A 26,830-nucleotide genomic window follows, 5' to 3' on the forward strand; every position below is an offset into this window, starting at 1 on the left:
TAAAAGAGTAAATTCTGTTTATCAAACTCCTTTAGTGTATAACTATGTCTTTCTCTGGCTATTTTTATTTTAAAACTAAAAATAGAGCATAAGTCTATAAATCTACAAGCCTGCTAACTGCTTATCTTTAAAAGATAGGTATAGCAGGTTCTACTTTTTAAGGGGGTGATAAAAAACAGAGCAGTCTTTGTTAAACTGTTTTAATCAAATTTCCATTATAAAAGGGGGTAAATTAATGATTAACAAAAAAATTACTGCAATTACATTGACATTAGTTTTATTGGTAAGTTGTTTGGTATTTACTAATAGTAAGGCAAATGCTTGGTGGATTTTTGGTGATGATGAAAAAGAAACAGCAAAAAAAGTAGAGATTTTCAGTTGGTGGACTGGAGGAGGAGAAGAAGAAGGACTACAAGCTTTGTATGATGTTTTTAAGAAAAAGAATCCTAATATCAAGATCATTAATGCAGTAGTAGCTGGTGGAGCTGGTTCTAATGCAAAAGCTGTACTTAAAACCAGAATGGTTGGTGGCAACCCTCCTGATTCTTTCCAAGTTCATGGTGGAGCAGAATTGATTGAAAACTATGTTAAAACAGGATTGATGCAGCCACTTACTGGTTTGCTAGAAAAATGGGGGGTCAAAAATAAATTTAATCAACAAATTCTTGAAATGTGTAGTTATAAAGGAAAAATTTATTCTATTCCATTAGATGTACACCGTGGGAATGTGTTATGGTATAACAAGGATTTACTACAAAAGTATAATATCCAACCCCCTACAACTCTTTCTTCTTTCATAGCTGCTCTTGAGAAAATAGATAAACAAGGTAATCATACTCCTTTAGCTTTAGGAGATAAGAATAAATGGACAGCAACTCATCTTTTTGAGGATGTATTACTTGCTACATTAGGAGCTAAAAAATATAATGGTTTATGGGAAGGAACAACAAGTTTTGATCATCCTAAAGTTAGAGAGGCTCTTATAAAGTTTGGTAAAATAATGGATTATGTTAATGATGATCATGCTGCTTTGACCTGGCAAGATGCTACTAAACGTGTTTATGATGGAGAAGCCGTCTTTAATGTGATGGGAGATTGGGCAGAAGGCTACTTTAAAACACTGGGTTGGAAACCAAATGAAGATTTTGGTTGGCTAACTACTCCTGGTAGTAAAGGTAATTTCATGGTAGTTACAGATACCTTTGGGCTTCCTAAAAAAGCTCCTCATCCTAAAGGAGCTAAAGCATGGTTAAAAACAGTTGCTTCACTTAAGGGCCAAGTTACCTTCAATAAAATCAAAGGAGCTATCCCAGCTAGAATTGATGCTGACCGAAGTAATTTTGATCCGTATTTAACTGATTCAATGAAAGATTTTGCTTCTACTACTCTAGCACCTTCTATAGTACATGGTTCAGCAGCAGCTCCTGGATTTGTTACTGCTTTAAATGATGCTATTAATGCCTTTGTAACTGTCCAAGATGTAGATGCCACACTAAAAGCAATTCAAGATGCTGCTAATAAATATCTAAAATAATTCACTAGCCCCTCATGATATAGTGAGGGGCTAGATTTAAACCCCGGAGGTGAAGTAAAAGTGAAAAGAAAAATCAAAGAATCTCTTGCTTTCTTGCCTACACTTTCATCATTATCTAACAGAAAAACCAAACAAACGCTTATTTCTTTAGGCTTTTTAGCCCCATCAATAATTGCAGTTTTTATATTTGTTTATGGCTTTATTGCTCGTACAATTCAAGTTTCTTTTTTAAATTGGAATACTTTTGCAAAGCTATTACAAGGAAAGAAAAATTATATAGGTTTGAAAAATTACATAAATTTATTTCAGGATCCTAGATTTCAGACTGATTTATGGAATACATTATATTTTACCTTATTTTTTATATTAGGTTGTTTATTCGTTGGAATACTTTTATCAGTCTTAGTGGATAATATTCCTAAGGGGGCATATTTTTTTCAAAATCTTTATTTATACCCTTTTGCCTTATCTTTTGTGGTCACAGGTACTGTCTGGAGATGGATTACTGCTCCTGGTAATTTACCTGATAATCCTTATGGCTTAAATCTATTATTAGAAAATCTAGGTCTAAGCAATTTACAGTGGGGGTGGTTTACTAGCACTACTAATCTATTTGGTTTTAATATAGCTTTAATTCCTGTTTTAATTGCTGCTATCTGGCAATTTTCTGGTTATACAATGGCTATGTGGCTAGCAGGATTAAAAGGAGTTCCCCAGCAGTTAATAGAAGCTGCTAGAATTGATGGTGCTTCTAAATGGCAGATCTTCACCAAAATATTATTTCCTATGTTACGTCCAGTTACTTTATCGGCTATTATTGTCTTGGCCCATATTTCTCTAAAAGCATTTGCGCTGATTTACTCTATGACAGGAAGCGGACCCAGTAATGTAACAGATATTCCTGCAGTCTACATGTTTGAAGCTACCTTTCAAGCTAATCGATACTCTGCAGGAGCTAGTATAGCTATTATTTTACTAGCTTTAGTTGGTGTCCTAATCATTCCGTATCTAATTTATAATTACAATAGGGGGGAGAATTAAATGACCCTAATTCAATCTAAACAAAATAAATTTATAGCTTATACAACCTTAGTTTTATTTGCTTGTTTTTTTCTACTTCCTGGTTATATACTATTAACAACTAGTTTAAAATCTTTTAGTCAAGCCTCTATTAGCAATATGTGGGATTTACCAACCCAATTTTCTTGGCAAGGATTTATGACAGCATTAAAAAAGCTAGGTCCTCACTTATTAAATAGTTTTTATTTGGTTATTCCGGCTACTTTTTTTTCAGCTATACTAGGTTCATTTAATGGTTACATTCTATCCCAATGGAAGTTTAAAGGATCAGATACTTTATTTGCTTTATTGTTATTTGGAATGTTTATTCCCTACCAAAGTATTTTAATACCTTTAGTGAAGTTTTTGCAGGAAATCAATCTTTATGGGTCCATGCCAGGACTTATTTTTGTGCATGTTATTTATGGAATTCCAATAACTACTTTAATGTTTAGAAATTATTATGCCGAAGTTCCTTCAAGTTTAACTGATGCTGCTCAAGTAGATGGGGCAGGAATTGTAGGTATCTATAGACATATCTTTTTTCCAATCTCTCTACCTGGTTTTGTAGTAGTTGTTATTTGGCAATTCACAAATATTTGGAATGAGTTTTTATTTGCAGTAACTATAACCAATAGTCCTGCTAACCAACCAATTACTGTAGCTTTAGTTAATCTAGCCGGAAGTCAAGTCGTAGAATGGAATGTTCAAATGAGTGGAGCATTAGTAGCAGCTCTTCCTACATTAATTATCTATATATTATTTGGCAGATACTTTATTGAAGGACTTTTAGCTGGTTCTGTTAAAGGTTAAATCTTCAAACCACTCCTTTTAAAAGGGGGTGGTTTTTTATTTGAAATCATTGCATAAGTAGTGGTAAAAACTATAAAGATAACTAATGGCAAATCATATTATAGAAGGAGCATAGAAATGACTGACACTAACCGCAAAGAAATAAAAGAAAAAATAGAAAAGAACTATAAATTTAATTCTAGAATGAGCATTTTAGACGGTGCTTTTTATACTCTAGGGATGGGATTTATTTCAACTGGTACTATACTACCTTTATTTGTTCGGCAACTGACAAAATCAAATTTTTTAATTAGTATGGTAACTGCTATCTTAATGTTCAGTACGACTGTCCCCCAACTTTTATCAGCTAAATGGACAGCTGATTTAGATAAAAAGAAAAAGAAAGTATTGTCTTTTGGGCTTTTTCAAAGACTACCATGGTTAGGGTTAGCTATTTTGACTTTTATATTAGGAGCCAAATATAAAAGCTGGTTATTAATAGGTTTTTTCTTACTGTGGACTATTCACAATTTATTTGGTGGATTAGTTGGCCCAGTTTGGTTTGATTTAGTTGCTAAAGTTATACCACAAGATAGAAGAGGTAAGTTTTTTGGCTATCGTACTTTTATAAGCAGTGTTTTAGAAGTTTTAGGAGCTTTAGGAGCAGGTTATATAATTAATCAGTTTGATTTTAGAGTTAGTTTCACAATATTATTTTTCTTAACTTTTCTAGCTATGATGGGATCATATATATTTTTAGCTTTGACTAAAGAGCCTGCTTATCCAGTAGATAGTAAAACAGATAACTTTAAAGATTATTTTACGCAACTTTTTTTGATATTAAAAGAAAAGATTAATTATAGAAACTTTTTAATTGGTGGCATTTTGATTCAATTTATTGGTATGGCTAACGGTCTATTTACAGTAGCTGGTATCGAAAGATTAGGATTAGAAATAGATAAAGCAGATAATATTGTCGGAGCATTTACAGTAATATTAATTGTAAGTAAAAGTTTAACCAATATCTTTTGGGGCTACTTTGGGGATAAATATGGACATAAATTAGTAATCTTAATTGCTAGTATTTTTAATGCAGTTGGTGTTTTAGTAGCTTTTTTCGCTCAAAAGTTAATCTTCTTTTATTTAGTATTTGTATTAACTGGAATAGCTTTAGGAGGTACTAGTGTTTCTTTTATGACTATTATCGCAGATTTTGCTTCATCTCCCGAAGAAAGGACTATTTATGTTGGACTTACTAATGCAGTTGTTGGTATAGTGGTAACTATTATCTCGCTTTTAGGAGGTTTTTTAGCTGATATACTAAATTATAAAGTAGTCTTTGGTATTTCATTTTTGATGATTAGTTTAGGAGTCATCTTTTTGTTTTTAAAGGTAAGTGACCCAAGAATTAGTAATGAAGGTAACTAATTTTAGATAGCGTAAGATAGCGTAAAAAAAGGTTGACAAATTCAATATCTCAGTTTATAATATAAATGTATTCAATTAAATATAAGTGGTTATAATCAATATAATCTTACAAGAATCCACTGTGCTAAGGGAGAATAACTGCACCCAAAGTACGAGTGGAGTTTATTTTTTGACACTTTATTTTTTAAATTAATTAAGTTCAGATGCTAACACACTATCAAAGGGGGAGATTAAATGTCTAAAAAACTTATGTCTGTATCATTAGTATTGATTTTATTAGTTGGGACTTTATTTTTGGCTACCAATACAAGTAATGCATGGTGGATTTTTGGGGATAACGAAAAAAAACCAGAACAACAAGAAGTTACAATTTGGGCCTGGAATGTAGCAGCTAAAGGTTTAGAAGCAACTATAGATGATTTCCATAAAGATTATCCAAATGTCAAAGTCAATGTTGTTAATGTAGGTCGCAAAGATGCTTACGATAAATTAACAGTTGGCTTAGCATCTGGTGCAGGATTACCTGATATTGTTCAAATTGAAAGTCAACGATTACCTACTTATACTTATAAGTTCCCTAATGGTTTTGTAGATTTAACAAAGTTTGGTGCGGATAAATACATTGATAAGTTTGATTCAAGTAAATGGGCACAATGTAAAACAAATGGTAAAATAATGGCTTTACCTTGGGATTCCGCTCCGGCTGGTGTTTTTTATCGAACTGATTTATTTAAAAAAGCTGATGTAAATCCCAAAAAAATTGATACTTGGAATGAATTCATTGCAGCAGGTGTTAAAATCAAACAATCTACTGGAGTGAAAATGGCTCCCTATGATTTTTATGATGATGGATTTTTCCGAATGTTAATGAATCAACTTGGAACTTTTTATTTTAATCAAGCAGGTAAAATAACTATTAATTCTGATAAAGCTGTTAAAGCAATGAAAGTATTAGAAAAAATGGTTGATAAAAATATAGCACTTAAAGTTAACGGTTGGAATGGTTATATAACTGCAACTAAGAATAAACGGGTAGCTACAATTCCATTTGGAGTTTGGTATGCTGGAACAATTAAAGACCAAGTGCCAAAATCAAAAGGAAAATGGGGAGTAATGAAGCTTCCAGCTTTTGAAAAAGGAGGTAATAGAGCAGCTCAACTTGGTGGTTCTAATTTAGCTATTACATCTCAAAGTGAGAATAAAAAAATGGCCTGGGCCTTTATCAAAAATGCTTTAGCAGAAACTAAAAATCAAATTACTATGTATAAAAAATATGGTTTATTCCCATCTTATCTTCCAGCATATAATCATCCATACTTTGATCAAAAGAGTGAATTCTTCAATAACCAAAATATTTCTAAGTTGTTTGCTTCAACAGTTCCAAATATTAAAAAAGCCTACTTTACAAGTGGTTTCTCTGAGGCATTACAATTTGTAGTTAATGCTCAAGCTGCAGTTGTAACTGGAGAGAAAACATCTAGAGAAGCTTTAAATGATGCAGCTAAGAGAATATCTAATGCTTTAGGAAGAGAAATAAAAGAAATAAAAGAATAATAATTATAAAGGGGTCAGGTACCTGACCCCTTTATAAGAAAATATTTTTTATTCACTAAATTAATTAAGTATAAAAAGGGGTGAGTAAGAATGACTATACAGAAATTAAAAGATCGATTTAAAATAAATAAAAACACAGTACCATATTATTTTTTGGCTCCAGCGATAATATTATTTACTATTTTTACTATCTATCCATTTATCAAAACTCTATTACTAAGCTTTCAAATTAGAGAAGGGGGACATTACGTCTGGGCTGGTTTAGCTAATTATAAGCATTTGTTCTCTGATCAAATATTCTTAAAAGCATTAAAAAACACACTAATTATTTTAATTTGTCAAGTTCCAATTATGACTGCTCTAGCTTTATTAATTGCCATTGGATTAAATTCTACTTTAATCAAATTAAAATCAATTTTTAGAATTTCTTATTTTACACCTTCAGTTACTGGTTTGGTTGCTTATTCAATTGTATTTTCCATTTTACTTAATGATGACTTTGGATTTATAAATTATGTTTTATCCAATTTAGGTTTTAGTAAAATACCTTGGTTAAGTAGTCCTCTATGGGCCAAAATAGCAATGATGGTTGCAATAACTTGGCGTTGGACTGGATACAATATGGTAATTATGTTATCTGGATTACAAAGTATTCCCGAAACTTTATATGAAGCTGCTGAAATAGATGGAGCAGGTAAAATCCAAAAATTATTTTATATAACACTACCACAAATGAGACCAATTATTTTATTTAGTTTTGTACTATCAACTATTGGAACTTTAAAGTTATTTAGCGAACCTTATATCTTAACTCATGGAGGGCCTAATAATGCTACTTTAACTATTGCCTTATATTTATATAGAACTGGATTTAGATACTTTGAATTTGGTTATGCATCAGCAATCAGCTATGTATTAATTATTTTAACAGCAATCTTTTCTTATTTTCAATTAAAAATCGGAGGTGAAGAAGGTGGAGGAATCTAAATTTGAAGTAAATCAAACTCAAATTAGCAAAAAGACTACTAATACAGTACAATTAGAAAAAATAATTCTTTATGTAGCATTAGGAATTGGAGCAATAGCTTCACTATTTCCATTTTATTGGATGTTTATTTCAGCAACTCATTCTTCTGGAGAAATTTTTAGCTTTCCACCTAAGTTATTACCAGGAGATAATTTAATTACAAATATAGTTAACCTGAATCAACAAATTGGTTTAGGGAGGGTGATTTTTAATTCATTATTTGTAACAATTACTTTTACAATTGGTAATATTATTATTAGTTCAATGGCTGGATATGCATTTGCAAAATTTAAATTTAAAGGACGAGATATTTTGTTTTTTATAGTATTAATTACTTTAATGTTACCTCCTCAAGCAAAATTAATTCCTTTATTTGATATGATGGCCAAGTTAGATTGGGTCAATAGCTACAAAGCTGTTATTCTACCTAATTTAGCTTATGCTTTTGGTATATTTTTAATGAGACAAAATATGTTAAAAGTACCAACAGATTTGATTGATGCGGCTAGAATAGATGGTTGTGGGGAGTTTAAAATCTTTTGGAAAGTAGTGCTACCTACAATGAGACCTGCTCTAGCAGCTTTAGGGATTTATATGTTTATGTTTCAGTGGTCTAGATTCATGTGGCCATTAGTTGTTTTAAGTTCTGCAAAAATGAAAACAATACCTGTTGCTTTATCAGGTTTAATGGGGCTTTCTAGAATTGATTATGGACAAATATTAGTAGGTGCTTCAATCTCTACTTTACCTATTTTGATTACATTTTTGCTATTACAAAAACAGTTCATTTCCGGTATTCTAAGTGGCTCAGTTAAAGGATAAGGAGGAATTTAATATGTATTTTGGAGTAGATTATTACCCAGAACATTGGCCTGAAGAAAGATGGGAAACGGATATAAAAATGATGAAAGAATTAGGAATTAATGTAGTAAGAATAGCTGAATTTGGTTGGAGTGTAATTGAACCAAAAGAAGGACAATATAACTTCTCTTTATATGATAAAGTAATAGATTTATTGCATCAATATGATATTGATGTAATACTAGGTACTCCAACAGCTACACCGCCAGCTTGGTTAATTGAAAAACACCCTAACATTTTACAGATCAATAAACAGGGCCAACGTAATAACTTCGGAGGTCGGCGCCATTACTGTTTTAATAATTTAAATTATCAAAGATATACACATAAAATTGTTACCCAAATGGTAGAACATTATAATGACAATGAAGCTGTGATTGGTTGGCAAATAGATAATGAATTTGGCCATGAAGCTTCAGATAAATGTTATTGTGATGACTGTCAAAAGGAATTTCAGAATTGGCTTAAGGAAAAATATAGTACTTTAGAGAATCTAAATCAAACTTGGGGTACAGTCTTTTGGAGCCAAAGCTATAATAGTTGGGATCAAATTCCAACCCCTAAAGAAACTTGGACAGCTCATAATCCTAGTCTATTATTGGATTTTTATCGGTTTAGTTCAGATTCTATAGTAGATTATCAGAAAATGCAAGTAGATATTATTAGAGAAAAAGTTGCAGAACAATGGATAACTCATAATTTAATCTTTACTGGACATACCCTTAATTTAGATAATTTAGCTAGAGATTTAGATTTTGTTTCCTTTGATAATTATCCAGTTTGGGGAGGGTTAGCTAAACCTGTTAATCCTGAGACTACAGCATTTAATCATGATTTAATGTATGGCTTAAAAAATCAGCCGTTTTGGATAATGGAAGAGTTAATTGGTGCACAAGGTTGGGATCAAATTGGTTACTTACCACGTCCTAATCAGGCTAAAATGTGGACTTATCAAGCTCTAGGTCATGGAGCAGAAGCTATTATTTTCTTTAGATGGCGTGCTTGTCGCTTTGGAACAGAGCAATTTTGCCATGGTATTTTAGATCATGATGGTAAACCTAAACGGAAATACAAAGAAATCAAAGAAATCAAAGAAGAATTAGACTTAGCTGGAGATGATTTTACTAATAGTACAAGGAAAGCTAAAGTAGCCTTGTATCATTCCTATGATAATATGTGGGCTTGGCAGATTCAACCTCAAAGTTCAGCTTTTGATTATAGAGAAGAAGTAGAAAAAATTTATCGACCTTTCTTTAATAAAAATATTAATGTTAATGTGATTAGTCAACTCAGTAATTTAGAGCAATATGAAATCTTAGTGTTACCAATTTTATTTTTAGTTAATAGCGACTGGATTAAAGAAATTGAATCTTTTGTTACTAATGGTGGTAAATTAGTTCTCACTTATCGTAACGGAGTTAAAGATGAAAATAATATAGTCACCGATAAAACTTTACCAGGATTCTTTTCTGAATTAGCTGGAATAGAAATAAATGAATATGAATCTTTGCAAGTGAATCAGCAAAACTCAGTCGTTTTTGAGAACAAAGAATATGATACAAGAGTCTGGTCAGATTTAATTACTCTTACTGGAGCTAAAAGTTTAGCAGAATATAATCAGAACTTTTATGCCGGAACACCTGCTATTACGGAAAATAAATATGGTCAAGGAGAAGTTTATTATATTGGGTGTTCACCAGATGATAAGTTATTAAGTTACTTATATGAACGAATTCTAATAAAAACAAGTCTTAATGCAATTGAAACTGAAAAAGGAGTAGAAATAATTAAAAAAACAGGAGAGAAAAACAATTATTTAATTGCTTTAAATCATAACTCGCAATCATATAAAATTAACTTATCTAAAACGTATAAAACAATTGATGGTAAACAAGCAAAAACAGAATTGCAGTTACAACCATTTGATGGAATAATTTTAAAGCAGGATATTTGATCAATGGAGCACATTAGGAGGATTTAAAATATGAATCAAAAGATTAACTTTGATGTAATGAAGCAACTAAATGTTTCTTTAATTATGGAATGTATTAGAGAAAAAGGGCCAATCTCTAGAGCAGATATAGCAGAATTAACTGGTCTAACGCCTGCTAGCATTTCTAAAATTACTAGAGAATTAATAAAAAAGAACTTTATTAGAGAGAATGGATTAGGAAAATCTAGTGGAGGTCGCCCCCCTGTGTTATTAGAATTAAATCCTAAAGCAGGCTATATTATTGGGGTTAACCTTGGCCCTGAAATTCTTGAAGTAATAATTACTAATTTAGAAGCAGATATTTTAGTTAATAATAGCAAAACATTAGAAAATTTAGAACAAAATTATGTACTAGATGAATTATTTAATTTGATTTATCAAACAATCGCAGAAAGTAAAGTTGATAAAGAAGAAATTATAGGAATTGGAATGGCAGTTCACGGTTTAATTAATAGTGAAACAGGAATTTCAATATTTGCTCCACATTATAATTGGAAAAATGTAGCTATTAAAAAACTAATTGAAGAAGAATTTCAGATTCCTACTTTTATTGATAATGATGCTCGAGCTATGGCTCTAGGGGAACAATGGTTTGGGATTGCTCGTAATTCAGATGATTTTATTACTATTAATATTGGGAATGGGATTGGTTCTGGAATTGTGATTAATGGAGAATTGTATCAAGGGGTTAATTATAGTGCAGGAGAGATAGGTCATATAGTAGTTGATAATGATGGTCCTAAGTGTAGTTGTGGTAATTATGGTTGCCTAGAAAGTTTAGCTTCTAATCCTAGAATCACAGAACGAGCTAGAAAGTTAATTAAACAAGGGGCCAAAAGTAAAATTACTAATTTGGTTAATGACAACTTAGATGCTATTAATATCCAACATGTTTGTTTAGCAGCAAAGCAGAGAGATGAAGTAGCTCAACAAGTACTAAAAGAAGTTGGTCGCTATTTAGGGATAGGAATTGCTTATCTACTAAATATATTAAATCCTGAACTGATAGTTATTGTAGGAGATATAAATGAAGCTAAAGGATATATATTTAAATATATTAAAGAGGTTATTGAAGTTAAGGCTTTAGAAGTTCCAGCTGAAAATATTAAAATTTTAGCAACTAAGTTAAAAGGGCAAGCAGCTACTATAGGAGGAGTAACATTAGTATTAAAAGAGTTATTTGCTGGGCCTGAGTTATTAGAATAATTATAATAAGGAGGGGTTAGATGAATATTTTAGTCACAGGTGGCGCTGGATATATTGGCAGTCATGTAGTTAAAGAATTACTAGACACTAAACATCAAGTTATTACTTATGATAATTTACAGAAGGGACATAAAGAAGCAGTTTTGGGTGGAAAATTTGTAGAAGGTGATTTAGCTGATAAGGAATTATTAACTACAACTTTTAAAGATTATAATATTGATGCTGTAATTCACTTAGCAGCAGATAGTTTAGTAGGAGAATCAATGGAAGAACCGGCTAAATATTATCAAAATAATATGGTAAATGGATTAAATTTATTGGATGTAATGGTTGAAAATAATGTAAAAAATATCGTCTTTTCTTCTACTGCAGCCACTTATGGAGATGTAGATCATATACCAATTACAGAAGATTTGCCTAAAGAGCCAACTAGTGTTTATGGTAGGTCAAAGTTATTTTTTGAACAGATAATGCAAGATTATGATCAAGCTTATAATTTAAAATATATCTCTCTAAGATACTTTAATGCTAGTGGCGCAGATGAATCAGGTCAGATTGGAGAAGACCATAATCCAGAAACTCATTTGATTCCAATTGTTTTACAAAAAGCTTTAGGTCAACGGGATAAGCTAGCTATCTTTGGCACAGATTATCCAACTCGTGATGGAACTTGTGTTAGAGATTATATTCATGTCACAGACTTGGCCCAAGCTCATATTTTAGGTATTGAGGCTTTAGCAGATGGTAAAGAAAGTTCAATCTATAATTTAGGTAATGGAGATGGTTATTCAGTTAAAGAAGTGATTGAGACTGCTAGTGAAGTAGTTGGCAAAGAAATAGAAGCAATTGCAGGAGAGAGGAGAGCTGGAGATCCTGCTACTTTAATTGCTAGTTCAGAAAAAATCAAAAAAGAACTTGGCTGGAAACCACAGTATGGAGATTTAAAAACAATTATTGCAACTGCTTGGCAGTGGCATAAAAATCATCCACAAGGCTTTTAAATCAATTTACAATTAACAATTGACAGTGAACAATTAAGTTCAAAATCGAAAAGCAGTTCTTCTAAAAGAGTATGATTTTTCCTAAAAGAAATTATAACAGAATTATTATTTGATTTTAACTGTAAATTGGACATTGTCCATTGTCAATTAAATAAAGGGGAGGGAAATCAATGAATGATCAAGCTAGAAAAACAAAACAAAAGCTGATTAAAGAATTTGGAGATAATGGAAATCCAATTAAAGTTGCTCAAGCACCAGGTAGAGTTAATTTAATTGGTGGTCATACAGATTATAATGATGGTTTTGTTTTACCAGTTGCTATTGATAGAGAAGTTACAATAGCAGTTCAACCTCGAGATGATCAACAAGTTAAAGCTTATTCTTTAGATTTTGCTACTGAAGTTTCATTTTCTTTAGCTAATATTAAATATAATGAAAAAACACAATGGATTAATTATTTACAAGGGGTAGCTAAGTTTTTACTAGAAGAAGACTATCAATTGCAAGGAATGAATCTAGTCTTAACTGGAAATGTTCCTCAAGGGGCAGGTTTAAGCTCTTCTGCTGCTTTAGAAGTAGCTACTGCTCTTGCGTTTGAATTAACAAATGATTTTAAACTAGATAGAGTACAAATGGCTAAAATATGTCGGAAGGCTGAAAATGAATTTGTTGGTGTTAGTTGTGGGATTATGGACCAATTTATTTCTGCTTTAGGAAAGAAAGATAATGCCTTATTTATTGATTGTCGGAGTCATCAGTATCAGTTAGCTTCTTTTGGAACTAGCGAGATTAAGATAGTAGTAGCAAATACTAATGTAGAGCATAGCTTAGTAGACTCAGCTTATAATCAAAGGTTAAAAGAATGTCAAAAAGGAGTTAAATTGTTTAATCAATTACTAGATCAAGATGTAGCTGCCTTAAGAGATGTATCTATAGACCAATTTAAAAAATATGAAGATCAACTACCGCTAGTTGTAAGAAAAAGATGTGAACATGTTATCTGTGAAAACAATAGAGTCACTAAAGCAATTAAAGCTTTAAAAAATAATAAATTGGAAAAAGTAGGAGCTTTAATTACTCAGTCGCACCAAAGTTTACAAGAGTTATATGAAGTAAGTTGTGATGAATTAGATTTAATGGTTGCTTTAGCTTTAGAAATCGATGGAGTATTAGGCTCTAGAATGACTGGAGCAGGCTTTGGTGGTTCTACAGTTAATTTAGTTAAGGAAGGAGCTGTTGATGAGTTTAAAAGTAAAGTAGCTAAGGAATATCAAACCCAAACAGGAATAGAACCAGATATTTATATTTGTAGTATTGAAGATGGAGCTCATGAAGTTAAATTAGAGCAAGAAGTTTGCAAGTCTACTAACTAAATCAACAAAAACTTTATTAATTTAATTAATTTATTATTTTGGTTAAGGAGGGATTATTATTATCAACCAGGGAACTTATAAAGGATTAAAAAGTATTGTGTTAGAAAATGATTTATTAAGGATAGAATTCCTTCCTCAGTATGGAGGAAAAATGGCTTCTCTAAGTCATAAAGAAACAGATAGAGAATTTTTATTTCAAAGTGAGCAAGAAAAACTGGAAATTCCAGAATATGCTGCTGACTTTTTAGCCTATGATTCCAGTGGTTTTGATGAAATATTTCCCAGTGTAGATGCTAGTTTTTATCCAGATGGGGATTGGAAAGCAACACCAATTCCCGACCATGGTGAAGTATGGACTTTACCATGGGATTTAAAGGTTAAAGATGAAGTTATTAAATTATCAGTTGTTAGTCCTAGATTTCCTTATAAATTGAAAAAAGAAATTAATTTAGAAAACAAAAAAATAAGGATTGATTATACAGTAACTAATTTTTCACGCCAGGAATTTAAATTTATTTGGTGTGCTCATGCTTTATTAAATTGTAATCCTAAACATACTAAGATTATTTTTCCTCCAGGCGAAGATAAAATAATTAATCTCGAAACTTCAAGTGAACACCTAGGAGATTGGGGAAAAATATATGATTATCCCATTGTTACAACAGAAAATAATACAGAAATTGATATGAGCAGAGTAGAATCTAAAAGTGCTAATAACTGTGAGAAATTTTATATTCCACATAAGTTAGAAGAAGGTAAATGCGGAGTAGAATATGAAGATACCCAGGAACGGTTAATGTATAAGTTTCCCGTTGATAAAGTACCTTATTTAGGAGTTTGGAAGACTCAAGGAGGATATAGAGGAGATTATAATATTGCTTTAGAACCTTGCACAGGAATTTATGATGATTTATATGTAGCAGATAAAATTAATAAAGTAGCAACAATTCCAGCGCAAGATACTTATAAATGGTATTTAGAAATGAAAGTAGAAAATTATTAGGAGGTAAATTATGGGGGTCTTTTATAATAAAGCTAAACAAACTTTTCATTTACAAACTAAAGGGACTAGTTATGTGATTAAAGTATTAAAAAGTGGTCACTTAGGTCATGTATATTGGGGCAAAAAAATTAAAAAGAATAGAGATTTATCCCATTTGATTAGACATGAAGAAAGAGCATTAGAACCATATTTGTCTCCCAAAAATGAAGATTTTCATGATGAAAGTTATTCTTTAGATATAATTCCACAAGAATATCCAGCTTATGGTCAGACTGATTATCGGCAACCAGCTTATCATGTTGAATTAGAAAATGGTTCAAGAATTAGTGATTTAAGATATCAATCACATGAAATTATTAAAGGAAAAGAAAAGTTAACAGGTTTACCAGCTACTTATGTAGAGGATAAAGAAGAAGCAAAAACTTTAAAAATAACTTTGCAAGATAAAATAGCTAATTTAAAAGTCTCTCTTAGTTATACAGTTTATGAAAAATTTAATGCAATTACTAGATCTGTTAAATTTGTTAACAAAGGTAAACAAAATTTAAATTTAAATCGAGCTTTAAGTGCTAGTGTAGATTTTAATAATGCTAATTTTGAGTTGCTTCAATTATCAGGCTCTTGGTCTAGAGAAAGACACTTAAAAAGGAGATCTTTAGAACATGGAATTCAAGCTATTGAAAGCACAAGAGGGGCTAGTAGTCCTTATCAAAATCCTTTTTTAGCATTAGTAAGTGAAGGAGCTAATGAAGATCAAGGAGAAGCATATGGCTTTAGCTTAGTCTATAGTGGTAATTTCTTAGGACAAGTACAAGTTAATCACTTTGATCAAACTAGAGTAAATTTAGGAATTAATCCTTTTGATTTCAACTGGTTATTAGAACCAAAAGAGAGTTTCCAAGCTCCAGAGGTAGTAATGGTTTACTCTGATCAAGGAATTAATCAAATGTCACAAACTTATCATAAATTGTATCGAACAAGGTTGGCTAGAGGTGAATATAGAGATAAAGTTAGACCAATTTTAGTTAATAACTGGGAAGCAACTTACTTTGATTTTGATGAAGATAAACTATTAGACTTAGCAGAAACTGCTAGTGATTTAGGAATTGAATTATTTGTTTTAGATGATGGTTGGTTTGGTAAACGAGATGATGATAGGTCATCGTTAGGAGATTGGTTTGTAGATGAAAGAAAGCTTCCTAATGGATTAGATAGTTTAGGAGAAAAAATTGAAAATTTAGATATGGACTTTGGTTTATGGTTTGAGCCAGAAATGATTTCACCAGATAGTGATTTATATCGAGCTCATCCCGACTGGTGTATTCATGTGCCAGAGAGAGGACGATCTAAAGGAAGACATCAGTTGATATTAGATTTATCTAGAAAAGAAGTACAAGATAAACTGATTAAGATGTTATCTGATATTTTAGAAAATGCTCCAATTAGTTATGTTAAGTGGGATATGAATCGTCATATGACAGAGATTGGTTCAGCCGACCTTCCTCCAGAGAGACAAAAAGAACTTCCACATCGCTATATGTTAGGATTGTATAGAATTTTAGAAAAATTAACCACAGAATTCTCTGATATTTTATTTGAAAGTTGTGCTAGTGGAGGGGGTAGATTTGATCCAGGAATGTTATATTATATGCCACAAACCTGGACTAGTGATGATACTGATGCAGTAGAAAGATTAAAAATTCAATATGGAACAAGTATAGTCTATCCATTAAGCTCAATGGGAGCTCATGTATCCGCAGTACCAAATCACCAAACAGGGAGAATCACTTCTTTAGATATGAGAGGCGATGTAGCTAAATTTGGGATGTTTGGCTATGAATTAGATTTAACTGAAATGACAAATGAAGAAAAGAAAATTATCAAGGAACAAATAGCAGAGTATAAGGAAATTAGAGAGTTAATTCAAAAAGGAGAATTTTATAGATTAATTAGTCCTTTTGAAGGAGATGGCAACCTAACAGCGTGGATGGTAGTAGCAGAGGATAAAAGTGAAGCTTATGTAGGTTGTTATAGAGTCTTAACTAAACCAAACCCTAAGTTTTATAGTTTAAAACTTAAGGGGTTGAATCCAGAGCAAAATTATAAAGTAGTAGGCACAGATAAAGTATATGGTGGAGATGAATTAATGTATGCTGGATTGAATTTACCAGAGATGTTTAATGGAATAGATCTTTCTAAGATGAAAGGTGATTTCCAAAGTTATGTTTGGAGATTAAGAGTAATTGAGAATTGATAATTGACAATGTACAATTAAAATTGTTCAGTCAAGGTAACATAATGATATAAAGTGTAACTTCAGGAGATTTATCACCAAGTGATCGTCAGACTTGAATACAAGGTTAAGGCTAAATCAATTAAACAAAAGGAGGGCCAACTATGAGTCAGATTGATAGCACCTTAGAAATAGAGAAGTTACTTAAGTATGGTCGAGCAAAAGGTTTATTGGGTAAATGGGATGTAGTGCCCGCTCGTAATGGCATTATGGACTTACTTAATATTAAAGAACCTGCTACAATAACTTATCGAGAACTTGATTGTCAAGTGCCTGATTCCCCACAACAGATTTTAGATAATCTACTTGATTATGCAGCCCAAGAAGAAATACTAGAAAAAAACACAATAACTTATAGGGATTTATTCGATACAAAAATAATGGGCCAACTAATGCCTAGACAATCAGAAGTAGCTAAAAATTTCTGGCAAATAGCTAAGCAAGACTCAATGAAAGAAGCAACAGATAATTACTACTCCTTGTCTAAAAATTCTAATTATATTAGACAAGATAGAATAGCTAAAAATATGTCTTGGACTACTGCAACTGAATATGGAGATTTAGAGATAACAATTAACTTATCCAAACCAGAAAAGGACCCAGAAGCCATTGCTGATGCTAAAGAACAAGAAGAAATTGATTATCCTAGTTGTTATTTATGTTTAGATAATGTAGGTTATCCCGGGCGTTTAGATCATCCAGCTCGACAAACACATCGTGTAATACCACTTACTTTAGAAAATGAAGAGTGGTTTTTACAATATTCTCCTTATGTTTATTATGATGAACATTGTATTGTGTTTTATAAAGAGCATAGTCCAATGAGTATTAATCAAAAAACTTTTGCAACTTTATTTGATTTTGTAGATCAAATTCCCCATTATTTCTTAGGGTCAAATGCAGACTTACCACTAGTCGGAGGGTCTATCTTAAACCATGATCACTTCCAAGGTGGTAATCATACTTTCCCTATGGAAAAAGCAAAAACAGAAGAAGAATTTTCTCATCCAGATTTCCCAGAAGTAAAGGTTGGTATAGTTAATTGGCCCATGTCAGTAGTTAGACTTAAAGCTAAAGATACTAACCAATTAGTAGAATTAGGTGGTCTAATCCATCGTACTTGGAAAGAATATAGCGACTTAGAAAGAGATATTAAAGCATATAGTAATGGAGAGCGACATAATACAGTAACTCCTATTGCTAGAAAAAAGGAAGATTATTTTGAATTGGATTTAGTTTTAAGAAATAATAGAAAATCTGAACAATACCCTTTTGGTATCTTTCATCCTCATAAAGGATTACATCATATTAAAAAGGAGAATATAGGCTTAATAGAAGTAATGGGGCGAGCTATCTTACCAGGTAGGTTAAAGAAAGAATTAAAAGAAATTAAAAAGTTTTTGACTGGAGAACGAAAGTATAACAAAAATATAGTTAATGACAAGTTAGCTACACATAATAACTGGATAGAAGAAATGCTAGAGGTTTATGGTAGTAATCTTACAGAAAATAAAGCTCAAGAAATCTTAGAAACAGAAGTGGGAAAGAAATTCAAGCAAGTTTTAGAGGATGCTGGAGTTTATAAAAGAAATAAAAATGGAGAGCAAGGTTTCAAAACTTTTTTTAAAGAAGTTGGAATTAAATAATCATACTTTTAAGCCCCTAATGGGGCTTATTTTTTTAATAATCAGGTTCATTCTCTTTTATTCCTTGAAAAAAGAAAGAAAAAACAGATATAATATAAATGTAAAGTATAATTTAATAAAGGAGTGATATTATGTCAGATGATGAAGTGTTATCCCAAGATGAGATAGATGATCTAGTAAATGATCTTGTAGATGATGATTAATAGTCATCGTATAAAACTATTTATCCCTCCTGACAATATATAGCAATCGTGATATTTAAATGATATATTACATTAAAAGTTAAGTTAAATAACAGGAATTAATAATAGTTTGTAAGGGGGGATAATAAATTATTGGTCTATTAATCTTCATCATTGTCCTCAACTATATCAATAGTTTGACTTTCGTCACTATCTTTAGAGAAAAATTGAATTCTACCAGTAGCAATCAACTTTTTTAATCGTCCCTTAGTTATTTTTTTGATATAAGGTCTAGTAAAAGGTAAAATACAAGCAAAACCACTTATATCAGTTAATAAACCTGGTGTGATTAATAAAACGCCACCGATTAATATCAATAAACCATCTACTACACTATCTGCTGGCATTCTACCTTGAGATAAAGAATAATTTATCTTTTTAATAACAGCAGTACCCTGCTTTTTAGCTAGACCAGCTCCTAACATCCCCGTAATACCTACTAAACCTATAGCTAACCAACTACTTAAATGAATACTTATTTGAATTAACAAAAATAACTCTACCAATGGAATAATGGTAAATAAGATAACAAGTTTAAGCACTATACCCCTCCTAGATCCAGATTTTAATACTTAGTTATATGTATATTCAGCATCTTAAAAAAAGTTCATGGCAATAAAAACCAAAAAGATATAAAGCAGGTGAAATTTATTTTTTAAAGAATAAATTATATAGGTAAGGAGGAGTTATGTTAAAACAGAAGTCATGGTTAATATTAGGACTTATAATAGGTATAGTAATAACTGTTATATTTGCCAGTGGACTGTTAAAAGACTTAGAGTTGGTCACCTATGATTATAGATTATTGTTTAAAAGTTTATTTACTGTAAATAGACAAGATAAAATAGTCATTGTAAAAATAGATCAATTTTCTCTTGATAAATTAGGGGGGTGGCCTTGGCCTAGAAGATATCATGCCCAATTAATTAAAATATTAAATCAAGCAGGGGCCAAGTTAATCGGCTTTGATATCTTATTTGATCTTCCTTCAACAGCAAAGGAAGATCAACAATTAAAAAAAGCAGTTAGTAAAGCCCAGAATGTTTTTTTACCGTCTACTTTAGATTTACAAGTAGTTAAGACTTTAACAGATGAAGAGATTAATATCCAACAAATAAATACTCCACTGACTAAATTTAAAAGAGTTGCTGCCGGAGGAGGTTATCTTAATTTATTACCTGATAGAGATGGTAAGATCAGACGCCTTACTATAATTAATACTAAAAAGATTTCTCCTTTTAGTATTAATTTGGCCCGTAGTTATAATAATGTTAGTATAGATTTAAAGAAGCAAGATTTATTGATTAATTTTCATTACCAGACAGACTACTTCAAACAAATTTCATATAGTAAAGTATTAAATGGTAATTTTACTACAGGAACCTTTAAAGATAAAATCGTACTTATAGGGGCTACAGATGATGCTTTACAAGATTACTTAATGACTCCTTTAGCTTTAATTAAAGGTTTTATTCCTGGGATTATAGTACAAGCAGAAATTATAGATAATTATTTGCAAGATTCTTTTATCCACAAGTTAAGTTTAGTTAATACTAGTATTTTGGTTTTATTATCTAGTTTAATATTGGCTTATCTTTATAAAATGCTGTCACCTTTTACTGGAATAATATTAACTATAGTAGCTTTAATTTTAATAGTTATTATTAGTTGTTGGGGATTGATTAACTTTAATTTATTTATTCCCCTTATACCTTTTATATTAGTTACTATCCTAAATTTAATTTTTAATAATTTGGTTGCTTACTTGCAGATAGAAAAGCGAAAAGATAGATTGCAGACTGTTTTTGCTCGTTATTTAGCTCCTGAAGTTATAGAAAGAATGGTTAACTTATCTGATAAAGATTATCTAAAAGGGGAAAGAAGAGAGATTTCAGTTTTATTTGTTGATTTAGTAGGGTTTACTAATTTTGCAGAAAATAAAACCTCAGATCAAGTTGTTAATGTGCTGAATCGTTATTTTGCAGTAATAACAGAGGAGTGTTTTAAACTAGATGGAACTTTAGATAAATTCTTAGGGGATGGAGCAATGATTTTCTTTGGGGCTCCTACTCAACAAAACGATCATGCTAATAAAGCTGTACAGTTGGCCCTAAATATCCAAGAGAAGATTGAAAACAACCCTGAATTTCCCTTACGAGTTACTATAGGGATTAATACAGGCTTGGCTTTAGTAGGTAATATTGGTTCTAAAAAAAGAAGTGATTATACGGCTATTGGGGATGTAGTAAATACTGCTGCTAGAATAGAAACAGAAGCTAAGACTAATCAAATTTTAATTGGGGAAGAAACTTATCATACTATAAAGAATAAATTTTTAGTTCAAAAAAAAGCAAAGGTTAAAGTAAAAGGTAAAGAAAAAGAGGTTAAAATATATCAAGTAATCAAGGAGGAAAGTTAATGAGAAATTATAAAAAGATTATATTAATTGCAATTTTAACAGTTTTGATTTTGAATCTTTTTCCTAGACAGACATTAGCTAATACAACAATAAAATTAAAACATCTAGAAGGGAAGGTGCTTTATAAAGAAGATGGTTGGTGGTTCTTTACTAATAAGTGGAAGCAAGTTAAGAGCCAAGTTGAACTAGAAGTAGGAGATAAAATAAGAACGAAAACAGATAGTAAAGCAGTACTAATCTTTACTAATCAAGCCCAGGTATTAATTGAGGACCAATCAAAGCTAGAAGTTACTAAAAATCAGGCTGGAAAATTAGATTTAAAGAAGCTAAAACTTACTATTGGAGAAGTAATAGTTAAATTTATTGATCAGTTTGGGGGGCGCTTTAAAATCGAGACTCCATCAGCTGTAGCAGGAGTTAGAGGGACTACTTTTAGTGTAGAGGTTACTAACAGTCAGGTTACCAAAGTAGCAGTTACAGAGGGTAAAGTAGCAGTTAGCTCTGCTGTAGGAGAAGTAAAAATTACTGCAGGACAGATGGCTAAGGTTAAAAATAAACAGACAAAACCTCAAGTTAGTGCTATCTCAGCTAAAGGTAAAATAAAGTGGCATAAGAAAAAGAAATGGCTAAAGAAGACTAAACAATGGGCCCAGGAAGTTAAGAAGAAGGTTAAACAGATGATAAAAGAACAGAAGCAAAAAGCTAAAGAAAAGAAAAAAGCAGGAAAAGATAATAAACCAAATAATATACCTGCAGATAATTCTCAAAACCCCACGGTTAATAAAAACAAGGGCCAAAGTAACCAATCAACAAACAATTCTGCATCAACTAAAGCAAAGAAAAGCCAGGGCAAGGGCAAAAGGTAATTTAGGAGGTAGATGTTATGGTCAATCGATTTTTAAAAAACTTTATTCTCTTTCAGGATCTAACTACAGATGAATTAGAAAGGGTAGCAGATATAATATATAATGAAAGTTATGATAAAAATGAAATAATCTTTTGGGAAGAGGATAGAGGAGATGCAATTTATATTATCTTAGATGGCTTAGTTAAGGTCTTTAAAACAAATGATCAAGGACGAGAGAAGACTTTAACCTTATTAAGCAGAGGAGAATTCTTTGGGGAGATGGCTCTGTTAGATAATAGCTTACGTTCTGCTTCTGTAAAAGCTATTAAGCCTTGTCAATTACTTATAATAGAAAGAAGCAAATTTAAGAGTTTAGTGGCTCAATACCCTGCTATTTCTTTAAAAATTATTGCTATTTTATCACAAAGGTTAAGAAAAGCTAATCAACAGATTCAAAATCTAACCTTTAAGAGTGTCAGAGAGCGTTTAGAAGACGAATTAAAGGAGCTAGCATACAAGTATGGTTCTGAACATAAACGAGGAACTTTGATTACTAAAAAGATTACTCACCAAGAACTAGCTAATTTAGTCGGTACCACTAGAGCTACTGTAACTAAGATATTAAATCAAATGATGGAGAATAATGAATTGCTGATTAAAGATAGGTATTTAATTTTATTAGATTAGAAATAAAAAATATGAGAAAATATTATAAAGTAGAAAAAGATCAATCCTTAAGGATTGGTCTTTTTCTTAAATAGTGGTTTATTAAAATTTTAAATTAATAGTTTTTAATTCGTTGATTTTTTCAGCAGTTATAGAAACTTCTTTTGTATATGGTTCTGTAGTAGTTGTATTAGGATTAGAAATTACCATTGTATAATCTTCAGCTTGTAATCCTAAGATCTTAAAGCTTCCATCTTTTTTAATAATTGTAGAAGTAATAACTTTTTCATCTGCTGTTTCGTAATTTTTATATATTTTTACTACATATCCTGTGGCAACATTACCATCTTGATTTAAAACTTCAGTTCCTTTTAAATCTCCAGTTTTGATTCTTTCTACAAGTCTGATTGTAGGTGTTAATTTATATCCTTGCTTTGCATCTTTTAATGATTTACGAGCATCAAAATCAAGTAATAAAGCTTTAGGAACACCTTTCTCGATAGTAAATGAATTAGTTAATTTTAATCCTGTTTGATCGGCCGAAGGAATAGTTACAGATTTAGTATTGCCATCTATTACTACTTCTGCATCGGTTACATATAATCTTATTTGATTATATGTACCTGGTTCTAAATGTTTGTTTAACAGTTTAGCAGTAACTCCTTGTAACTTAAGTAAATCAAACGTCTGTTTTTCTGTAGAAAGAGTTTCCCATCCTCTTGCATCACTATTAATATCAATTCCATCAATCGTTACATTTAACTCATCAACACCGTCTACTGGAGCATCTGTAAGCAACATTTGTAATTCTGCACTATCACTATCTAGACTACTATCACCAGTAATACTACTACAACCAACAACTAACAAACCTAATGATAAAACTAATAATAAAGATATAATTTTTTTCATTTTAATTCCTCCCTTTATTTCTTTCAATACTATTATACTTGTCAGGAGGAAAAATAGATGTTGGCTAGCACACACTATTTAAATTAAATATGTTAGTTATCTGCGGTTAAAACGTCCTTCTCTAATAAACCTACGGATGATTTTTTCTTTTACTCCAGTTTCTTGAGCAATCTCTTCTACTGTAGCTCCTGTATGATCCCATAAATAATCTCTTACCTTTCTAAAGTTATCTCTCTCTTTTGTAAAACAATCAGAACATAATTCTCTATCTGTATGTTGATTAATAAATACTGTTCCGCATTTTGAACACTTTTGCAAAGACATCTTCCTACCTCCTAAAATCATTTAGTATATAATTATAGCATATGTCTAATTAAATTACTGTGTTATGGGATACTAAATTAATAGTTTCGCATCTACTATCTTAAGTCCTTCAAAATTGCAATAATATTTAAGATAAGATACAATTAAGCTTAGTGATTATTTTAGAAAGGGGTAGTTAGTGTGACTAATAAACCAGAATTACTTTCACCAGTAGGTGATCAAAATAGTTTATATGCAGCAGTACAAAATGGTTGTGATGCTATTTATTTAGGGGGCCAAGCTTTTAATGCGCGTAATAGGGCCCAAAATTTTGATTTAGTAGAACTTAAGTCTGCTTTTGATTATGCTCATATTAGAGGGGTAAAGGTCTATGTTACTGTCAATACTCTTCATAAAAATAAAGAGATAAAAGATGTATTACAGTTTGTTGGGGAAATATATCAGGCTGGGGCAGATGGAGTTATTGTTCAAGATCTAGGAACAGCTAGATTAATCAGAGCATATTTTCCTGATCTTGAGTTGCATGCTAGTACTCAACTAACAATACATAATCTAGCAGGAGCTAAATATTTAGAAGAATTAGGTTTTTCTCGTGTGGTATTAGCTAGAGAACTTTCTTTATCTGAAATAAAAGAAATTATAAATAATACTAATTTAAAGGTAGAAACCTTTATTCACGGAGCGTTATGTATTTGTTATTCAGGACAATGTCTAATGAGTAGCTTAATTGGAGGGCGTAGTGGAAACAGAGGGCGCTGTGCTCAGCCGTGTCGCTTACCTTATAGTTTAGTAGACTTAAAAACAGAAGAAGTTATTAATGAAGAATTGGCCCAACAACATCTGTTAAGTCCTAAGGATATTAATACTTTAGAGATCTTACCAGAGTTAATCACAGCCGGGATTGCTTCGTTTAAAATTGAAGGGCGAATGAAACGTCCTGAGTATGCAGCTTTAACTACTAGAGTTTATCGTAAGTATATTGATAAGTATTTTCAAGAAGATAGCTATCAAGTTAAGGCAGAAGACCAAGAGAGCTTGGCCCAGATCTTTAATCGAGGAGAATTCATTCCAGGATATTATAAGGGACAGGAAGATCTAGCACTAATTAGTCATCAGCGACCTAATAACTGGGGAGTAAAGGTGGGAAAAGTTATAAGTTATAATTCTGCAACTAATCATTGTCAGATTAAATTAGATAAAACTGTAAAGCCAGGTGATGGGATTGAGATTTGGACTGACAAGGGCCAAAATTATAGTAAGGTAGTTTCTAAGAATTCAGCTGGTGATTTATTAGAAGTTGAAGTACGAGGAACTGTTAGATCTGGTAATCCTGTCTATAGAACAGCTCAAGAGAGTTTATTAGATGAGTTAGCAAAAAGTTTTGTTCAACCTGATACTATTAAAAAAATAGAAACCTATGGTCATTTAACTGCTAAGATAGGAGAGAAGATGAACTTTATACTCTGGGATAAAGACGGCTTCCAAGTATCATCTACAGTAGACTTTATCCCTGAGGAGGCTAAAAACCAACCACTAACTACAGCTGATTTTAGAGAACAGTTAACCAAATTAGGGAATACGTCATATCAATTAACTAATCTAGAGTTAGATATTGCAGACAATCTATTCATTCCTATTTCTAAATTAAATGAAGTGCGCCGTAAAGCAGTCAATAAATTAAATGATAAAAGGGCTCAGCAATTTATAACTAGCCCTAGAACTAATAAATTACAAAATAAAATATTCAACTTAGAATCTAATCACCAAAAATCTGAAAAACAAGTAACAGTTTATCTCCAACAAGAAGACTACATTGAAGATCTACTTAAGCTAGAAGTGGATAGAATTTATTGTGATAGTCAAATAAAGATTACTCGATTAAAGAATGTAACTAAACAGGCCCAAGAAACTGAAATCTTTATTCGATTACCTAGGATAGCCAAAGAGCAAGAGTTAGAGAAAATCAAACAGAAGATAACTAGATTAGAGAAAACAGAGATTGATGGTTTCTTAGTACCACAGTTAGGGGTAGCTAAGCTAGTTAAAGATAGTACTAAAAAGTTAGTAGCTGATTTTCCACTAAACATCTTTAATAGCTATAGTACTAAACTTTGGGCCAAAGAAGATTACCAAGGTGTCGTACTATCACCAGAATTAACCCGTAAAGAAATTAGTGAATTGACTAAGTATAACCAAATAGAGAAAGAAATTATTGTTTATGGTCATTTACCAATGATGATTAGTGAGTATTGTCCAGTTGGTTTTGTTACTGGTGATCTTGGCCCGAAAGAGTCTAAAAAATGTAATGTAGACTGTTTAGCAAAAGGATACGGTTTGTTAGACCGTAAGAATATGATTGCTCCAATTAAAACTGAGCCTCAAAGTTGTCGCAGTATCATCTATAATAGTCAACCATTGTATTTGATGAAGTATCTAGAAGAGATTAAAGAAACTAACTGTCATAGTTATCGATTAGATTTTACAGTTGAGAGTAGAGAAGAAGTGCTAGAAATTACTAAAGCATACCAAAGTAGAATCCAAGGCAGAAAGCTTGGCCCGGATAAAATAAAAAAATTAAATCAAAAGATGCAGCAAAAAGGTTATACAACAGGCCATTTTTATCGAGGAGTAAAATAAAACAGAAATAAGG

The 26,830-nt window shown here is 31.4% G+C and carries 21 protein-coding genes; 18 read left to right on the plus strand and 3 right to left on the minus strand.

The genetic code is table 11. From position 1 onward, the window contains the following. Positions 1 to 235: 235 nt before the first annotated feature. The 14 genes from HALHA_RS06500 to galT all read left to right on the plus strand — a co-directional run bounded on the left by HALHA_RS06500 (position 236) and on the right by galT (position 18,770). Entirely contained in the window at positions 236 to 1,534 is a 1,299-nt protein-coding gene (locus HALHA_RS06500) for an ABC transporter substrate-binding protein (RefSeq protein ID WP_015326988.1), read from the plus strand. 60 nt (positions 1,535 to 1,594) lie between these two features. Next, entirely contained in the window at positions 1,595 to 2,575 is a 981-nt protein-coding gene (locus HALHA_RS06505; protein ID WP_015326989.1) for a carbohydrate ABC transporter permease, read from the plus strand. Continuing rightward, a complete protein-coding gene (locus tag HALHA_RS06510; RefSeq protein ID WP_015326990.1) occupies positions 2,576 to 3,406 on the plus strand; it encodes a carbohydrate ABC transporter permease in 831 nt (276 codons plus the stop codon). A gap of 117 nt (positions 3,407 to 3,523) precedes the next feature. Further along, positions 3,524 to 4,813 (plus strand): MFS transporter, encoded by a 1,290-nt coding sequence (locus HALHA_RS06515; RefSeq protein WP_015326991.1) that lies wholly within the window; start codon positions 3,524 to 3,526, stop codon positions 4,811 to 4,813. A 234-nt stretch (positions 4,814 to 5,047) separates the two neighbouring features. Then, entirely contained in the window at positions 5,048 to 6,367 is a 1,320-nt protein-coding gene (locus HALHA_RS06520) for an ABC transporter substrate-binding protein (protein WP_015326992.1), read from the plus strand. Between the two features lie 90 nt (positions 6,368 to 6,457). Further along, the gene (locus tag HALHA_RS06525; protein ID WP_015326993.1) at positions 6,458 to 7,354 is read left to right on the plus strand and encodes a carbohydrate ABC transporter permease; all 897 of its coding nucleotides are present in this window, start codon (positions 6,458 to 6,460) and stop codon (positions 7,352 to 7,354) included. Beyond that, positions 7,341 to 8,216 carry a carbohydrate ABC transporter permease gene (locus HALHA_RS06530; RefSeq protein ID WP_015326994.1) on the plus strand — a complete coding sequence of 292 codons (876 nt, stop codon included), beginning with the start codon at positions 7,341 to 7,343 and terminating at the stop codon, positions 8,214 to 8,216. Before HALHA_RS06525 ends, HALHA_RS06530 begins: the two co-directional genes overlap by 14 nt. 13 nt (positions 8,217 to 8,229) lie before the next feature. Further along, positions 8,230 to 10,209, plus strand: a complete 1,980-nt coding sequence (locus HALHA_RS06535; protein WP_015326995.1) for a beta-galactosidase — start codon at positions 8,230 to 8,232, stop codon at positions 10,207 to 10,209. 30 nt (positions 10,210 to 10,239) lie between these two features. Then, positions 10,240 to 11,454 (plus strand): ROK family transcriptional regulator, encoded by a 1,215-nt coding sequence (locus HALHA_RS06540; protein ID WP_015326996.1) that lies wholly within the window; start codon positions 10,240 to 10,242, stop codon positions 11,452 to 11,454. Positions 11,455 to 11,474: 20 nt separating this feature from the next. After that, positions 11,475 to 12,455 (plus strand): UDP-glucose 4-epimerase GalE, encoded by a 981-nt coding sequence (gene galE / locus HALHA_RS06545; RefSeq protein WP_015326997.1) that lies wholly within the window; start codon positions 11,475 to 11,477, stop codon positions 12,453 to 12,455. Between the two features lie 170 nt (positions 12,456 to 12,625). After that, the gene (locus tag HALHA_RS06550; RefSeq protein ID WP_015326998.1) at positions 12,626 to 13,828 is read left to right on the plus strand and encodes a galactokinase; all 1,203 of its coding nucleotides are present in this window, start codon (positions 12,626 to 12,628) and stop codon (positions 13,826 to 13,828) included. Between the two features lie 151 nt (positions 13,829 to 13,979). Further along, the gene (locus HALHA_RS06555) at positions 13,980 to 14,831 is read left to right on the plus strand and encodes an aldose epimerase family protein (protein ID WP_342662818.1); all 852 of its coding nucleotides are present in this window, start codon (positions 13,980 to 13,982) and stop codon (positions 14,829 to 14,831) included. A 10-nt stretch (positions 14,832 to 14,841) separates the two neighbouring features. After that, positions 14,842 to 17,085, plus strand: coding sequence for an alpha-galactosidase (locus HALHA_RS06560; RefSeq protein ID WP_015327000.1), 2,244 nt, complete (start codon positions 14,842 to 14,844; stop codon positions 17,083 to 17,085). Between the two features lie 143 nt (positions 17,086 to 17,228). Then, complete coding sequence (gene galT / locus HALHA_RS06565) at positions 17,229 to 18,770, plus strand: UDP-glucose--hexose-1-phosphate uridylyltransferase (protein ID WP_015327001.1); 1,542 nt, start codon at positions 17,229 to 17,231, stop codon at positions 18,768 to 18,770. 343 nt (positions 18,771 to 19,113) lie between these two features. Here the strand turns inward: galT and HALHA_RS06570 are convergent, their stop codons facing one another. After that, positions 19,114 to 19,554 (minus strand): FxsA family protein, encoded by a 441-nt coding sequence (locus HALHA_RS06570; RefSeq protein WP_015327002.1) that lies wholly within the window; start codon positions 19,552 to 19,554, stop codon positions 19,114 to 19,116. Positions 19,555 to 19,700: 146 nt separating this feature from the next. Here HALHA_RS06570 and HALHA_RS06575 point away from each other — a divergent pair, with 146 nt between their 5' ends. Genes HALHA_RS06575 through HALHA_RS06585 form a run of 3 tightly spaced genes read left to right on the plus strand, consistent with a single transcriptional unit; the run spans position 19,701 to position 22,965 of the window. Next, complete coding sequence (locus HALHA_RS06575) at positions 19,701 to 21,431, plus strand: CHASE2 domain-containing protein (RefSeq protein ID WP_015327003.1); 1,731 nt, start codon at positions 19,701 to 19,703, stop codon at positions 21,429 to 21,431. Further along, positions 21,431 to 22,297, plus strand: a complete 867-nt coding sequence (locus HALHA_RS06580; protein WP_015327004.1) for a FecR family protein — start codon at positions 21,431 to 21,433, stop codon at positions 22,295 to 22,297. Before HALHA_RS06575 ends, HALHA_RS06580 begins: the two co-directional genes overlap by 1 nt. Positions 22,298 to 22,314: 17 nt before the next feature. Continuing rightward, complete coding sequence (locus HALHA_RS06585) at positions 22,315 to 22,965, plus strand: Crp/Fnr family transcriptional regulator (RefSeq protein ID WP_015327005.1); 651 nt, start codon at positions 22,315 to 22,317, stop codon at positions 22,963 to 22,965. A gap of 81 nt (positions 22,966 to 23,046) precedes the next feature. Here the strand turns inward: HALHA_RS06585 and HALHA_RS06590 are convergent, their stop codons facing one another. Both HALHA_RS06590 and HALHA_RS06595 read right to left on the minus strand, forming a co-directional pair. Continuing rightward, positions 23,047 to 23,856 (minus strand): DUF4382 domain-containing protein, encoded by an 810-nt coding sequence (locus tag HALHA_RS06590; protein WP_015327006.1) that lies wholly within the window; start codon positions 23,854 to 23,856, stop codon positions 23,047 to 23,049. Between the two features lie 96 nt (positions 23,857 to 23,952). Then, complete coding sequence (locus HALHA_RS06595; protein ID WP_015327007.1) at positions 23,953 to 24,180, minus strand: hypothetical protein; 228 nt, start codon at positions 24,178 to 24,180, stop codon at positions 23,953 to 23,955. Positions 24,181 to 24,360: 180 nt separating this feature from the next. Here HALHA_RS06595 and HALHA_RS06600 point away from each other — a divergent pair, with 180 nt between their 5' ends. Then, the gene (locus HALHA_RS06600) at positions 24,361 to 26,817 is read left to right on the plus strand and encodes a U32 family peptidase (protein ID WP_015327008.1); all 2,457 of its coding nucleotides are present in this window, start codon (positions 24,361 to 24,363) and stop codon (positions 26,815 to 26,817) included. Positions 26,818 to 26,830: the final 13 nt, after the last annotated feature.

The organism is Halobacteroides halobius DSM 5150 (assembly GCF_000328625.1).
Lineage (GTDB): Bacteria > Bacillota > Halanaerobiia > Halobacteroidales > Halobacteroidaceae > Halobacteroides > Halobacteroides halobius.